Source organism: Winogradskyella vidalii, from assembly GCF_013403955.1.
In the GTDB taxonomy this organism is placed as follows: domain Bacteria; phylum Bacteroidota; class Bacteroidia; order Flavobacteriales; family Flavobacteriaceae; genus Winogradskyella; species Winogradskyella vidalii.
Genome location: NZ_JABFDG010000004.1, coordinates 35311 through 50901, shown reverse-complemented (window position 1 = coordinate 50901; position 15591 = coordinate 35311). Strand labels below are relative to the sequence as shown.

Here is a 15591-nt window from a genome sequence, read left to right as displayed (position 1 = left end):
TTAAAGATTGAGATTTATTTTCAAAGAAAATTATGCGTTGGACACTTAAACCAAAACCAGAAGCCAGTAAAGTGGCATTTTTGAAAGAAGCACTTCAAGTTGATGATATCGTTGCAACCTTATTATTGCAACGTGGTATTACTACTTTTGATGCTGCTAAAACATTTTTTAGGCCAAGTTTTAAAGACCTTCATAATCCATTTTTAATGAAAGATATGGATAAAGCGGTTGCGCGTATTGAACAAGCGCTTGAATCTGGTGAAAATATTATGGTTTATGGTGATTATGATGTCGATGGAACCACCTCAGTGGCTTTAATGTCTTCATATTTAAAAACGCGAACTGATAAAATAGCGACGTATATTCCAGACCGCTATGACGAAGGTTATGGTATCTCTTTTAAAGGCATCGATTTTGCAGACGATAATGGCTTTACCCTAATTATTGCACTCGATTGTGGTATAAAAGCCATCGAAAAAGTCGCTTATGCTAAAGAAAAAGGTGTCGATTTTATTATCTGTGACCACCACAGACCAGGTGCTGAAATTCCAGATGCTGTTGCGGTTTTAGACCCCAAACGCGACGATTGTGACTATCCATTTAAAGAATTATGTGGTTGTGGCGTCGGGTTTAAACTCATTACGGCTTTGGCTTCCAAACAAGGACAAACAGCTGAAGATTTAACCGAATATCTCGATTTGGTGGCTACCGCCATTGGAGCCGATATTGTTCCTATTGTAGATGAAAATAGAGCTTTAGCCTATTTAGGTTTACAGGTAATTAATACCAGTCCAAGACCAGGATTTAAAGCCATTATTAATCAGGTGAAAAAAGAGACATTGACGATTACAGATGTTGTTTTTATTATTGCACCTCGGATTAATGCGGCAGGACGCATGAAACATGGTAATTATGCGGTTCGGTTATTATCCGAAACCAATGCTAACCTTGCGGAAACCTATGCTTTAGAAATTGAGGATTATAATGCAGACCGAAAAGAAACCGATAAACGCATTACGCAAGAAGCTTTAGTTCAAATTGAAGAAAATAAAGAGCAAGAAGGCTTTACAACCGTTGTGTATCATGAATCTTGGCACAAAGGTGTTATTGGTATTGTGGCGTCTCGTTTAATAGAAACGTATTACAGACCGACTTTGGTGTTCACTAAAAGCGGTGATAAATTAGCGGCTTCAGCACGTTCTGTAAAAGGATTTGATGTGTATAATGCACTCGAAGCATGTAGCGAACATATTGAACAATTTGGTGGCCATAAATATGCAGCAGGATTAACTTTATTACCTGAAAACTATGAGGCTTTTAAAGCCAAATTTGAAAATGTCGTTAAAGAAACTATAGACCCAAAACTTTTAACCGAAGAGTTAAAAATAGATTTAGATATCGAACTCGGTGAAATCAATAATAAATTATTCCGCATTATTAGACAATTTGCCCCATTTGGGCCTGGAAACATGTCGCCCACCTTTATGTCGCAAAACATAACAGATACTGGTTGGGGGAAATGTGTTGGCGAAGATGATAAGCATATTAGGCTAACGGCAACGCAATCTTTTAGTGCGTGTACTGAGCAAAGTGGAAATAATAAAATTGTGTGTATTGGTTTTGGTCTGGGAGATAAAATCGATATGATAAAAGATAAAAAACTTTTTAGTGTCGCTTATGCTATTGATGAAAACCATTGGAATGGAAATGTAAGTTTACAGTTGAAACTGAAGGATATTAAGGCATAATGAATCCTGCAAGAAGAGATATCAAATCAGGTTTGCAGGTGCCTTCTAGGTATAAATAATTGGTAATATTTTTTACAGTAATAAAAAATCCATTGTAGACCTGTCAGGTTTCAAAAACCTAACAGGTCTAGTAATTCTAAACTAAATTGGCAAAAAACGACCCCTACGCAGCATTAAGGATTAGAGAATTTAATACCTTTTTACTATTACGATTTTTATTAATTTTCGGCTGGTCTATGCAATTTATTGTGATAGAATGGGAGGTGTACACCTTAACTAAAGACCCGCTGTATTTAGGTTTAATTGGTTTAATGGAAATTATACCTGCTTTTACCATGGCTTTGTTTGCAGGGCATATTGTAGACCAAAAAGAAAAACGAAATCTACTTGCCTTATGTATCGCAGCATTTTCATTAATTAGTTTGGGCTTATTTCTACTAACTTGGGAACAAGCCGTAGGTGATTGGGAAACCTCTACCATTCTATATTGTATTTATGCTTTGGTCTTTTTTGGTGGCTTTTTACGTTCGTTTTTTGGCCCAACCATTTTTTCTTTAATTGCACTTATTGTTCCTAAAAAAGTATATCCTAATGCTGCCACTTGGAGCAGTAGCACCTGGAAAGCGGCGAGTGTTTTAGGTGCTCTTTTTGCTGGTTTTTCTATTGATTGGATGGGTGTAGACTATACCTTGTGTGTCGTTTTTGCTATGGTGACCTTATCGCTAATTATTACATTTCAAATTAAGAAAAAGCCTATTCTAAATCCAAATATTGGAGAATCTGTAAAGAAAAGTTTAAAAGTAGGACTGCAATTTGTATATAGTGATAAATCTATTTTAGGCGCTTTATCCTTAGATATGATTGCTGTTTTGTTTGGTGGTACCGTCGCCCTATTGTCTGTATTTGCACAAGATATTTTACACGTTGGTTCTAAGGGTTTTGGTGTTTTAAATGCTTCTATATCCATTGGAAGTATCCTTTCCATGTTTATTACAACCTATTTACCTGTGACTAAAAACGCAGGTAAAAAACTACTGATTTCCATTTTCTTATTTGGGCTCTGTATTATTACATTTGGTATGTCTGAGATATTTTGGGTCAGTGTGGTGGCTTTATTCTTGTCTGGCGTGGCCGATGGTGTTTCTATGGTGATACGGCAAACCATTTTACAATTAAAAACACCAGACCACATGCGCGGTCGTGTTGCTTCCGTAAATTCTATGTTTGTAGGGTCTTCTAACGAGCTGGGGGCTTTTGAAAGTGGTTTAGCTGCAAAACTATTAGGTCCGCCTGTTGCTGTTATTTTTGGTGGGACGATGACCTTAATTACGGTAACTGCAATTGGTATTAAAAATAAAACGTTGCGCAATCTCGATTTAACCAAAGATATTGAAGCACACGAAAAAGAAGGACTATAAAATAACTTTTAAGCCTTGTCATTTTTATTACTTTTGCAAGCAAAATATAACATTTAGCATGATTCTAAAACTGCTTAAAATAGCTTTAGAAAAAGACATCATTATTTCTTCAATTAAAGTCGCTATAGTGGTTGGTTGTATTTTAAATATTATCAACCAAGGCGACCTTTTATATCATTTAAATTTTGAGAAAGTAAATTGGTTAAAGCTTGGCTTATGCTTTGTGGTGCCTTATTCTGTGTCTACTTACGCATCTGTTAAAGTAAAAACAAGGCGAAATTAATAGGTATTTAATTCAAAAGTTTCTCCGTCAAAAACGCCGTAAGTATAATACTGAATCCAGTCGCCTAGGTTAATATACTTTGAGTTTTTATTCAAGTCAATTTCTAAAGGCAGGTGTCTATGTCCAAATACGAAGAAATCTCTATGCTTCGATTCCAGTTTACGTTTGCAATATACCGCTAACCACTCCTTATCTTCGCCTAAAAATTTAGCATCATCATCGCCAGAAATCATCTTGTTTTTTACAGACATATATTGGCCAATTTTAACACCAATATCTGGATGCACCCATTTAAAACACCACTGGAAAAACGGATTGGTAAACACTTTTTTCATGCGTTTGTAGCCTTTGTCTTCAGGACCTAAACCATCGCCATGACCAATAAATACAGCGGTATTATTAAATAGGAATTCTTTAGGTTCATGATATACAGGAATACCGAGTTCTTCTTCAAAATAACCATTCATCCATAAATCGTGATTCCCTACAAAATAGTAAATCGGAATTCCGGAATCGCTTATTTCTGCAAGTTTGCCAAGTGTTCTTGTAAATCCTTTTGGGACAACCGTTTTATATTCAAACCAAAAATCGAATAAATCGCCTAATAGGAAAATTGCAGCAGCATCATGTTTAATCTCATCTAACCAAGCGACAAATTTTTTCTCACGAGGTTTGGAAGCGTCACTTGTTGGAGCACCTAAATGATTATCGGAAGCGAAGTATATTTTTTTTCCTTCGGGAATGGTTATGTTGAATTTGTCTCTATCCATTGTAGTTTCTACTTTAGACCTACTAGGTTTTCTTAATTGTCTGATGCATACCATTCCGCAAAAGAGGATGCTGTTTCCGAAAGTCTTAATGAATGTAGCTCAATGTTATTAGGTAAACGTTTTTTGATTTTTTCAGCAAAATCAATCACCATCATTTCGCTTGTGGGTTGATAATCTACCAATAAAACGTTGTGGTCTCTAGCTTCTAATTCTCTTGCTAGCTCTACATGAGGGGTGTTTTTGTTAAACACCGTAGCATGGTCAAACACATCAACAATGTCTTCCTTTACAATCTTCTTTAAATCTCCAAAATCAATCACCATACCGTATTTTACGTTATTAGTATCTGAAATTGGCGTTCCAATAACCGTTACGTGTAAGTTGTAACTATGGCCATGCACGTTTTTACACTTACCATCGTAGCCATATAAGGCATGACCTGTTTCAAAAGAAAACTGTTTTGTAATTCGAATTTTACTCATGGGGTACTAAATTATACTGCAAAGATATTATAATTGAACTCATCTTGACTTTTTGTTTTTAACCGAAAATGAAAAGAAATTTGTTCAGATGAAGCTATTTTTGAAAGACATAGCACCGCTACGTGTAAGAAAATAGATGAAATATGGGCAAATTTAACTCATTTTTTAGGATAAAGAAAAAGTGATGATGAGTTCTTTCTAAAAGGAATGGCTTTTTAGATTACATTTGCGCACTTTTTTTAAAATATTGAAAGTGTATGAAGGCATTAAATTTTTGCACAAGTAACGGTGAATAGTCTTTTTGAAGCTATTCCGTTTGTTGAAAATTCGCTTTATGAGCGTATTATTTCAGACATTTCATCACAAAAATATAGTATTGTTGATGATTTTTTTTCAGAAGATGAGGTTGTTGCTTTACGGCATTCCTTGCTTTTAAAGTATGAAGAAGATGCTTTTAAAAAATCGGCTATTGGGAATAAAACCAACGAACTGGTTAAAAAAGCCGTCCGAGGCGATATTATTCTTTGGATTAATGAAAATGTTATTAATACGGCAGAGGAACTATTCTTTAATAAAATTAATGATTTAAAAGCGTATCTCAATCGCACGTGTTTCCTTGGGGTTAATCAGAAAGAGTTTCATTATGCTATTTATCCTGAAGGAACTTTTTACAAACGTCATTTAGATACCTTTCAGAATGATGATCGACGTAAATTATCATTTGTTTGTTATTTAAATAGTGAAGATTGGCAACCTGAAAATGGCGGCGAATTGGTACTTTATTTAGATGGTGAGGACAAAGTGATTTATCCTTTTCCTGGTAAAGTTGTCATTTTTGAGAGTCAAGAATTAGAGCACGAAGTAAAACCCGTAAATACGCAAAGATTGAGTATTACAGGGTGGTTAAAAACACGTTAAATACGGGATTAGCGACGTTTGTTTCTATTGTAGAAATATATAATAATGAGTCCTAATCCTAAGATTAGAAATAAGCCATTTCCGCTTAAAAAACTAAGGATATCCATGTTAATTGTCTTTAAATCTATTTTTATTATAACGGTAAATCGCAAATGCTATAAGTACCAATACGACAAATGGTAAAAGTGTGCCAATAAAGACACCCACACCATAACTACTATCTGGTGCATTTTTTATTTTTTCGTCAATATTAATGTCTTGTAATAATGTAATGAACAGATTCATCTATAGTGGTTGCGTTTCAAATAATGACCAAATTTAAGCCTTTTGTGCTAGTGGCTTAAATGTTTTTCTAAATTTTATGATTAATGGTAAACCACGTGCTACCATCCAAAGTGTGAACGCTATAAAAATACCATAAAGCTTATAGTTTAAACTATCGGTCCAAAAAATAACAGGTATAAAAATGACGAGCGATGAAAACAATAAAACATTTCTGAGGTATTTCATTTTACCGAGACCTTTAAAAACACCATCGAAAATAAATGCGAGCGCACACAAGGGTTGCATAGCCAGAATAATCCAGAATATGTTGTAAAATTCAGTTAATACGGCGTCATCATTACTAAAGATGCGTCCAATTGGAAAGTAAAAAATTGTTCCAATTAAAGCGATAATACAACCTGCAATAATGCCATATTTTATCAGTTTGTTACTTAATTCTATAAGGTTTTTATAATCTTTAGCACCAAATAACTTTCCTGATAAAATATTTCCAGCACTTGCATAGCCGTCAATAAGAAAGGCTCCTAGAAACCATAAATTAATTGCAATAGTGTAGGCTGCTATGTAATTAGCGCCATACTTTGTGGCAAAGCTAGTTCCAAAATATAACGCAATATTTAAAGCCAGAGTTCGGATAAATAAATTGAGAATCATGAGTGTAAATCGTTTCATCTCGGGATTAAACGGTAATGTGGCAAGCAATGGTACATCGGTTTTTTTGAGTAAATAAAAAGCAGAGAGTATTGCCATAAGTAATTGCGCTAAAACACTAGCGTAGGCTGCTCCTTTTATGTGCATAGCTGGAATAAGGTCTTCTATACCATAAACAAAAATAAAGTCTAGTAAAATATTAGCTGCAGCACCAGAAATGGCAATTAACATCGGAAAATAAGTGTTTTGAAGCCCTCTAAATGTACCAAACACCGCTATTGTGAATAGAGTAAATGGAAATCCAAACACGCGAATTCTGTAATAATCAACACTGTAATTTAAGATGGTTCCATCGGCATTATAAAGTTTAAAAATTTGTGCAGCCAACGGATACGTTATAGCGATTATAATAAGACTTAGCGTGGTGATTACCAGAATGGCTTGTGCAGGCAAGTTTTTTACAGCCTCAATATTTCCAGCCCCGAGATATTGTGATATTATAGATGAAATAGCACTTCGGGTTTGTCCTAAAACCCAAATTAGCATGGATAAAAAGGTCGTTACAATACCAACGGCAGCTAAAGATGTTGTGGCGTTTTCTTCCATATTACCTATAATGGCGGCATCTGTTAGAGACAAAATAGGTTCTGACACCCCAGCAATTAATGCAGGAATGGCGAGTTTGTTAATCTGTTTTAAGTTTATGCTAGTGTTCACAGGGCTAATTCGTAACAATGAAAAGGAAATTCACTTTGCTTTGGAAAGTAGATATCACCTAATCGTTTATAACCGCGAAGTTCGTAAAACTTTTGGTTTCTTATATTCTCTGAAAAGGTATCTAATCGAATAGAACTATAATTTTTTTCTACAGCGAATTGCTCTGCAAAATTCATTAGTTGTTGGGCGTAACCTTTACCTTGAATTTTAGGGTGTACAGCTAAACGGTGAATATAAATGTTGTTTTCATTTTTAGTTCGCCATTTAATGGGTTTGTATTCTGAATCCATATGTGTAGAAATCACAATGCATCCACTAATTATAGCATCTATTTCTAAAATATAGAGTTCGTTACGTGCTATATCTTTTTCAAACGCTAACTGATTAGGATATTGTTCGTTCCATTGATAAATACCTTTAGTAATCATGTGCTTTGCACAAGCTTTAGTGATTTCTAAAAGAGCTGGTATATCTTTTTCTAATGCTAAACGAATCATTAAATTGTTTACTTTTGTGCACCCAAGATAGTAATTATTTGGGGATGTAGCTCAGTTGCCTAGAGCGCTTGACTGGCAGTCAAGAGGTCGTGGGTTCGAATCCCATCTTCTCCACCATTAAAATAAGGGTTTCAGAGGTTTTAACTTTGAAACCTTTGTTTATTTATACACTAAATTCAGTATAGTCTAATTCGGTGTTAATGAGGTTTCCTATAGGGTTGTATACTTCTAAGTTATTGTCTAATACAATTAGGAGTATAGAAAGGTCTCTGAATTAAAAACCGATAACTTATCAGGCTAAACGCCTCATATGGCATTAGGAATTTAGTAATATAAGCAATACTATATTTCAGGTTGTCAAAAAAATAGCATAAAAAAAACATAAATGACAAAAAGAATTGGGTTTAGAACCTGTTTAGGCTTAAATTGTATGGTTTTCGTATATTTACAATAAACGGTATATAATCCAAATGAAATTGAGCCCTGTTAGAATTAAAGATAATGTTGAGGTTAATAGTTTAATACTATCTAAACTTAGAGATTTTATTGATTTAAGAAGGTTAGAGCTAGGTGATAAATTACCATCTGAACGTGTTCTTAGTGAAACGCTTAACGTTAGTAGAAGAAGTGTTAGAGATGCTATAGATAAACTTGAACTTTATGGTTTAGTAAAATCTGTTCCTAAAACAGGTATATTTATAAATACGGGACGAATTGCTTTTACAGGTGTGATTGAGGGGATGCTGAATATAGGAGAAGAAGACTTCCTTTCTTTAGTAGAATCTCGGCTTATGCTTGAAAACAAATCAGTTTCTTTAGCTGCTACAAGAAGAACCAAAGATGACTTAATTGATTTAGAGATTGCACTTAATGCCTATAATGATAAAATTTCTAACAGCGAAGATGCCTTACAAGAAGACCTTCTATTTCATTTAGCAATTGCAAAAGCAAGCAAAAACACCACGATTTATACTATGATGTTGCAAATGATACCTAAAATAATCACGGTATTTGTAAAAACTAGAGTTTGTGATGAAGAAGGGTTTAATTACGAAATAGATAAACACCAAGCTATTTTTGATGCTATTAAAAACAAAGATGCAGAACAAGCCGTTAAAGCTATGGATTTTCACTTTGAATTGCTTAATGAATATTGTAATGATTTTAAACAACGACAAATATAGTTGTTGCACGTCTTTCGTCTAATTTTTTAGATTAGTTCCTAAACCTTTACTAATAGTTCTATACATATCTAGTGTATAGATTTTTTTATAAAACAGTTTTATTTGTTTTTCTAATATTATTTTTTACTCCTCACCTTTATGAACCCTAATTACAAATAGCGGTTTTTATACATTTCGATTGTCATCTATGTAATCTTATAAAGCGTTTTATATTTTGTAGTACTCGTAATGGTTTCTAAAATCACCATAATAAGCAGGTTGCTTTTAGTTATGAAATAAAGGCTTTTTTTTAATGCCTAATGGCATCACCTAAAAATTTTAAATTGTTTTTTATATTATTTAAACTAATAATTTTTTTATGATTATATTTGGTGCACCAGTTTGGTGCGCCAAATATAAATTTAAAAAGGATAATAAAGTTTATAAATACATATTATATGAAAATGAACAATGTAATTTTTATAATGGGCGTTTCGGGTTGTGGTAAAACAACAATAGGAAAGTTACTTTCAGAAGAACTTTCACTTCCTTTTTTTGATGCAGATGATTTTCATTCTGTAGCTAATATTAAAAAAATGTCAGAAGGGAAACCTTTAAATGATACAGATAGGGAAGGCTGGTTAAAAATTATTAATAAACTCGCAATAGATCAATCTCTAAAAAAAGGTTGTGTAATTGCTTGTTCTGCACTAAAAGAGCATTATAGGTTTATACTAAGTACTAAGTTAGAAACAAATGCAAAATGGGTTTACTTAAGTGGATCTTTTGAGGACGTTTATAATCAAATTTCTGAACGTAAAAATCATTTTATGCCATCAGAATTATTACAATCACAATTTGAAATTTTAGAAGTTCCAGCAAACGCAATAGAAGTTTCTATTACGAATTCTCCCCTAGAAATTATTAAAATAATAAAAAAACAGTATATGAAAAGTGAATTTGGTTTATTTGGTTTAGGAGTAATGGGAAAAAGCTTGACTAGAAATTTAGCCAACAACGGCTTTAAAATTTCTATGTTCAATAGGCATGTAGCTGGCGTGAGTGAAAATGTAGCTGTTAACTTTAAAAACGAACATGATGAGTTGTCAAATACTTTAGCTTTTGACAATATTGAAGCATTTGTAAACTCGCTACAAACACCGCGAAAAATTATGCTCATGGTGAATGCAGGTAAAGTCACGGATTATGTTATTGAAGATTTATTGCCTTATCTTTCAGAAGGTGATACCTTAATTGATGGTGGAAACTCTAATTATAAGAAGACAAAAGAACGGTCAGCGTATTTAAAATCTAAAAACATCTACTTTATAGGTACTGGTGTTTCTGGTGGAGAAGAGGGCGCATTAAAAGGGCCTTCAATTATGCCAGGAGGATCAAAAGAAACGTACGAATCTATTGCTCCTTTTTTAAATGCTATTGCAGCAAAAGATAAAAATAATTTGCCATGCTGTACTTACATTGGGCCTGATGGCAGTGGTCATTTTGTTAAAATGGTTCATAATGGTATAGAATATGCCGAAATGCAATTATTAGCTGAGGTCTATGTTATTTTGAAAGAGTTAGGTAATATCCCTGATGAAATTGCTGATATTTTAGAATCATGGAAAGCATCAGCTAGCAGTTATCTGTTAGAAATTACTATTGATATACTTCGTAAAAAAGAAGGTGATGATTGGTTAGTTAATAAAATAATGGATAAGGCAGGAAATAAAGGCACAGGAAATTGGACCACAATTGCTACCGCAGAATTAGGAGTGTCTAGTTCATTGATAGCTTCGGCTTTATTTGCTAGATATACTTCATTTTATAAAGAAGAACGCGTACAACTTAATAAATTATACGATAAGCAAACTCAGACACCTAAAATTACAGTTGCTGAGGTTTTTGAAACATATCAGTTTGCTAGGATTGTAAATCACTACCAAGGTATAAAACTAATTGCTGAAGCCTCAAAAGCGTTTGAATGGCATATTAATTTAAGCGAAATGGCAAGGATTTGGACCAATGGTTGTATTATAAGGTCAACTTTTATGGAAGAATTAGTAGAGATTTTAAAAGAAACAGACAATATTTTAACTAATAGTGTCATTGTTGACCAGACAAAATCTTTAAAACCTAGCGCCAATAAAGTTATTGCTCAATGTGCTCTAGCGGAATTACCTATTGTGTGTATGAGTGAATCGGTAAATTTCTTTAATGGATTAACCACAGCAGATTCATCTGCAAATATTATTCAAGCACAACGCGATTATTTTGGTTCACATACCTACCAAAGATTGGATGATGAATCAGGAGCATTTTATCACACAGAATGGATTAATGAATAAACAGAGTAAGATTTAATAGGTAGAAAATGGTCGTTAATTAGTTTTTCTGTTAGTTTAGGAATTTTTTACATTCAGTATTATAAGTATAAGCCTTTTTACTTTTACTTAGGAAATATTTTAGCTTTTAAAACCATCTTATTTTATTAATAACCTTTGAAGTAAGTAATATTTGAAGTGCTTACTTTATGCAAAACAGGTTAATTTGTCAATATTATTTGTACCAATGTTTGTCAATTATCAACATTATTAAGATGAACTATCGTCTACATTCTATTAAATTCTCATTTTAATTACGATATATTATTAATTTCTCATTTTAAAATTTGTTTACATAATAAATATTTATATATTTGGTACACCAAACTGGTGCGCCAGTTTAAAACATTTAATATCAATGGCTTATTAGGTTATTAAAATGAGCTTTACTATTTAAATTTATAATGACACCACGTAACATTCATAAAGGAAATTCTAACAATTTAGTTAGCGATATTATGGAATTTAACAAAGCGGTTACAGATGCTAGCCCTGGTGATGTTATTTCCTTAACTAATGGTGTTTGGAAAGATGTAGAATTAGTTTTTGAAGGAAAAGGAACAGAAACCCATCCTATAAAATTAACAGTAGAAGAAAAAGGGAGTGTTATATTAGAAGGCGCTTCAAATTTACAATTAGCAGGAGAATATCTTGAAGTTGAAGGTTTGATTTTTAAAAATGGATTTACACCAACAAATACAGTAATTTCATTTAGAAAAAACAGAAATGAATTAGCTAATAATTGCCGTTTAACCGAATGTGTTATTGATAATTATAACAATTCAGAACGCAATGTACAAGATTATTGGGTTGCAATTTATGGTAAGAATAATCGAATAGATCACAATCATATTGTTGGCAAAAAGAATTTAGGCGTAACAATGATAGTTGGTTTGGATACTAAAGAAAGTTTACAAAATAATCACATAATAGAATATAATTACTTTGGTCCTCGTCCAACGTTTGGAAATAATGGAGGTGAAACTTTAAGAATTGGTACAAGTCATAATTCATTAGAAAACTCAAATACATTAGTACAGTCCAATTATTTCGATAGAACCAATGGTGAACATGAAATTATTTCAAACAAATCGTGTCAAAACACCTATAAATACAATACTTTTTTTGAATGTACAGGAACATTAACGTTGCGTCATGGAAATGAAACCTTGGTAGATGGTAATGTGTTTATCGGTAACGGAAAGCCAAGTACAGGAGGTGTTCGTGTCATTAACGAAACTCAAACGGTCATTAATAATTACCATTTTGGCTTAACAGGTTACAGATTTAGAGGAGCATTTGTAATGATGAATGGTGTGCCAGATTCTCCACCACACAGATATGTGCCTGTAATTGATTCAAAAATAAATAATAACACATTTATTAATTGCGATAATATTCAATTAGGAGCAGGAAGTGATGCCGAAAGAAGTCAGGCACCTAAAGCCTCAGAAATTTCTAACAATATTTTTTACCATGAAACAAAAAGTAATTTGTTTACAGTTTCGGATGCTATTTCAGGTATAAAATTTGAAAATAACATTACAGGAAAAAATATTGAACCTTTAACTGCTAATGGATTCGAAAAGGCTAGTATAGAATTAGTTGAAAATAACCAAGGGTTTTTGATTCCAAAATCAGATCAAATAAAAACACCAATTACAATTAGTGAAAATATTGCAACTAAAGAAAATACAGGGACAACGTGGTATTCAAAAAAGCAAAATATAGTTACCCTAAATTCAGGGAAAATTATAAAAGTGGCACCGGGTATTAACACCTTATTTAATGCTGCAAATAATTCTCAACCTGGAGACATTTTAGAACTAACTTCGGGTGAATCCTATGGATTAACGAAGACTGTTAAAGTTAAACACCCTTTAACATTGAAGTCTTCAGGAGTAAAAAAACCAATCCTATTTTTTGAACGGATGATAGCTTTAGAAATTCAAAATGGAGGAAGTTTGTTTTTAGATCATATTAAGTTTGATGGCCTTCACTCACCAGATTATGCTGGGAATTCTGCAATTGCTACCTGTAAAAAATCAATGATTCAAAATTATAAATTATTTATAGATCATTGTGAATTCAAAAACTTTACGGTCAATCATTCTTTTGATGTGTTAAGAGTTTCAGAAGGCACGTTTGCAGATATTATTAGCATACAAAATTCAACATTCGAAAATATAACAGGCCACATTGCAGCATTAGATAAAGAAACCGATGATATAGGAGCGTATAATGTTGAACATTTTGTTATGAAAAATAATTTGTTCACTAATATACAGGGTGCAGCTTTAAGATTATATAGAGGAGGAAAAGACGAAAGTACATTTGGTCCATTTTTAAATGTAAACCATAATGTATTTGATAACGTGGGTTACGGCAGTAAAAATAAATACAAAGCTATGATGTCTTTATATGGCGTACAGGTAAACGATATTACAAATAATATTTTTACAAATTGTAAACGCATGAAAATGCATTTAGTAGTAGGAGAGCCAATAGTAAATATTATAAACAATAATTTATACAATTCAGATGACATTCAAATTACTGGAGATGAAAAATACAACATAGAAAATTTATGGAACTTTAACCCGGAGTTTAATAAAGATGACTATTCACTTTTAGATATATCACCTTTAAAAGCAAAGGGAACCGAGGGCTTAGATTTGGGATTATTAAAAATAATAAAGTAAAAACTGCTATTTATGATCTGATTTCAATGTTGAGATGATATTGTTTGTTAAGTAGATCTGAAAGAGTATAAAAAATTAAAAGCATTAATATGAAAATTAAAGATATAAAAGTTTACGTATGTTCTCCCGGGCGCAATTTTGTAACCGTAAAAATTTTCACAGATCAAGGTGTCTATGGTTTGGGAGATGCAACTGTAAATGGAAGAGAGTTGGCAGTTGTTGCTTACTTAGAAGCGCATGTCATACCATGTTTAATTGGTAGAGATCCACATCAAATAGAAGATATTTGGCAATATTTAGCTAAGGGAGCCTATTGGCAAAATGGAGCAATCAGTATGGCAGCCATTGGAGCCATTGATATGGCGCTTTGGGATATTAAAGGTAAAGTTGCAGGTTTACCTGTTTACCAATTGTTAGGCGGAAAAAGTAGAAGAGCTGTAACCGTTTATGCCCACGTAAATGGAGCGACAATAGAAGAGGTTATAAATAACTTAGAGGTCGCTATTAATGAAGGGTATAAGGCTGTAAGATTACAATGTTCTATTCCTAATTTGGCAGGAACTTATGGCACACTAGAAGGCAAAAAAAATTATTATGAATTACAAGGTGATAGACCTTTACCTCCAGAACAAGTTTGGTCTACAACAAAATATTTAAACTTTATTCCAGAATTATTTAAAACGGCTAGGGAAAGATTTGGCTATAATATTGAATTGTGTCATGATATCCATAGTAGGTTAACACCTATTGAAGCGGCACAGTTAGGAAAAATGTTAGAGCCATACCGTTTAAAGTTTATGGAGGACACCACTACTTATGAAAATCCTGAAGGCTATAAAATTATAAGAAATCACACGACGACCCCAATTGCATTAGGCGAAAAATTTAATACAATTTGGGATGCAAAACCTTTAATTGAAAATCAATACATCGATTTTGTTAGAACAGCTGCAACTCACGGAGGGGGAATAAGCCCATTGAAAAAATTAGCAGATTTTGCAGCACTATATCATGTGAGAATGGCACCACATGGCGCACCAGATCTTTCGCCTGTTTGTTTTATGGCACACATGCACTTGGATCTTTGGGCCCCAAACTTTGGTGTACAAGAATTTATCGGATTTGGAACACCAGAATTAAATGAGGTGTTTAAATATAAAGCAAAACTAAAAGAAGGAGAAATCTACATTGATGATACACCAGGACTTGGAGTTGATTTTGATGAAGAAGCCTCTAAAAAATACCCTTACAACAGATCTTACTTACCAGTTAGTAGATTAGAAGATGGTACACTATGGAGCTGGTAAATAATTATTCGTAGTGTTATTAATTTTTAATTTATAGTAATTACCTGAGTTAAATATTTGATTTACTTGTAGATGTAATTGTTTTACTGTACAGTCAATTCTTTAATTTTTCTACACATTTAGTGCACTAAAATGTTGTGGGCAGGACATTGCTACATTTTATACAAACCAAAATAATTTATATATGAAACTAAAATCTAAAATGAAGTTAGGTTCTTATGCAACTATAATTTCTGGGTTACTTCTTATGAAATCGAAGTAAAATA

At 32.9% G+C, this 15591-nt stretch carries 13 protein-coding genes and 1 tRNA gene; 9 read left to right on the top strand and 5 right to left on the bottom strand.

Annotation, left to right across the window (positions count from 1 at the left end; all coding sequences use genetic code 11):
* The first annotated feature begins 32 nt into the window (after positions 1-32).
* The 3 genes from recJ (at position 33) to nrtS (ending at position 3449) form a co-directional block, all read left to right on the top strand.
* Positions 33-1748 carry a single-stranded-DNA-specific exonuclease RecJ gene (gene recJ / locus HM982_RS10705; protein WP_179353159.1) on the top strand — a complete coding sequence of 572 codons (1716 nt, stop codon included), beginning with the start codon at positions 33-35 and terminating at the stop codon, positions 1746-1748.
* Between the two features lie 146 nt (positions 1749-1894).
* On the top strand, positions 1895-3166 hold the full coding sequence (locus tag HM982_RS10700) for an MFS transporter (protein WP_179353158.1): 1272 nt from the start codon (positions 1895-1897) through the stop codon (positions 3164-3166).
* Between the two features lie 58 nt (positions 3167-3224).
* The gene (gene nrtS / locus HM982_RS10695) at positions 3225-3449 is read left to right on the top strand and encodes a nitrate/nitrite transporter NrtS (protein ID WP_179353157.1); all 225 of its coding nucleotides are present in this window, start codon (positions 3225-3227) and stop codon (positions 3447-3449) included.
* Here nrtS and HM982_RS10690 read toward each other — a convergent pair.
* Positions 3446-4198, bottom strand: a complete 753-nt coding sequence (locus HM982_RS10690; protein ID WP_179353489.1) for a UDP-2,3-diacylglucosamine diphosphatase — start codon at positions 4196-4198, stop codon at positions 3446-3448. The genes nrtS and HM982_RS10690 overlap by 4 nt on opposite strands.
* 53 nt (positions 4199-4251) lie before the next feature.
* Positions 4252-4701: a 6-pyruvoyl trahydropterin synthase family protein gene (locus HM982_RS10685; protein WP_179353156.1), complete on the bottom strand. Its 450-nt coding sequence runs from the start codon at positions 4699-4701 to the stop codon at positions 4252-4254.
* Between the two features lie 288 nt (positions 4702-4989).
* Here HM982_RS10685 and HM982_RS10680 point away from each other — a divergent pair, with 288 nt between their 5' ends.
* On the top strand, positions 4990-5619 hold the full coding sequence (locus HM982_RS10680; protein WP_179353155.1) for a 2OG-Fe(II) oxygenase: 630 nt from the start codon (positions 4990-4992) through the stop codon (positions 5617-5619).
* A 108-nt stretch (positions 5620-5727) separates the two neighbouring features.
* Here HM982_RS10680 and HM982_RS10675 read toward each other — a convergent pair whose 3' ends face one another.
* Genes HM982_RS10675 through HM982_RS10665 form a run of 3 tightly spaced genes read right to left on the bottom strand, consistent with a single transcriptional unit; the run spans position 5728 to position 7769 of the window.
* A complete protein-coding gene (locus tag HM982_RS10675) occupies positions 5728-5904 on the bottom strand; it encodes a hypothetical protein (protein ID WP_179353154.1) in 177 nt (58 codons plus the stop codon).
* Between the two features lie 33 nt (positions 5905-5937).
* Complete coding sequence (locus HM982_RS10670) at positions 5938-7272, bottom strand: MATE family efflux transporter (RefSeq protein ID WP_179353153.1); 1335 nt, start codon at positions 7270-7272, stop codon at positions 5938-5940.
* A complete protein-coding gene (locus HM982_RS10665; protein ID WP_179353152.1) occupies positions 7269-7769 on the bottom strand; it encodes a GNAT family N-acetyltransferase in 501 nt (166 codons plus the stop codon). Before HM982_RS10665 ends, HM982_RS10670 begins: the two co-directional genes overlap by 4 nt.
* A gap of 40 nt (positions 7770-7809) precedes the next feature.
* Between HM982_RS10665 and HM982_RS10660 the strand changes: the two genes are divergently transcribed.
* The 5 genes from HM982_RS10660 (at position 7810) to manD (ending at position 15325) form a co-directional block, all read left to right on the top strand.
* Positions 7810-7886, top strand: a tRNA-Ala gene (locus tag HM982_RS10660).
* Positions 7887-8239: 353 nt separating this feature from the next.
* The gene (locus tag HM982_RS10655; protein WP_179353151.1) at positions 8240-8953 is read left to right on the top strand and encodes a FadR/GntR family transcriptional regulator; all 714 of its coding nucleotides are present in this window, start codon (positions 8240-8242) and stop codon (positions 8951-8953) included.
* A gap of 437 nt (positions 8954-9390) precedes the next feature.
* On the top strand, positions 9391-11280 hold the full coding sequence (gndA, locus tag HM982_RS10650) for an NADP-dependent phosphogluconate dehydrogenase (RefSeq protein WP_246296731.1): 1890 nt from the start codon (positions 9391-9393) through the stop codon (positions 11278-11280).
* Between the two features lie 440 nt (positions 11281-11720).
* Positions 11721-14018, top strand: a complete 2298-nt coding sequence (locus HM982_RS10645) for a polysaccharide lyase 6 family protein (protein WP_179353150.1) — start codon at positions 11721-11723, stop codon at positions 14016-14018.
* 89 nt (positions 14019-14107) lie between these two features.
* The gene (gene manD, locus HM982_RS10640; protein ID WP_179353149.1) at positions 14108-15325 is read left to right on the top strand and encodes a D-mannonate dehydratase ManD; all 1218 of its coding nucleotides are present in this window, start codon (positions 14108-14110) and stop codon (positions 15323-15325) included.
* The last annotated feature ends 266 nt before the right edge of the window (positions 15326-15591 follow it).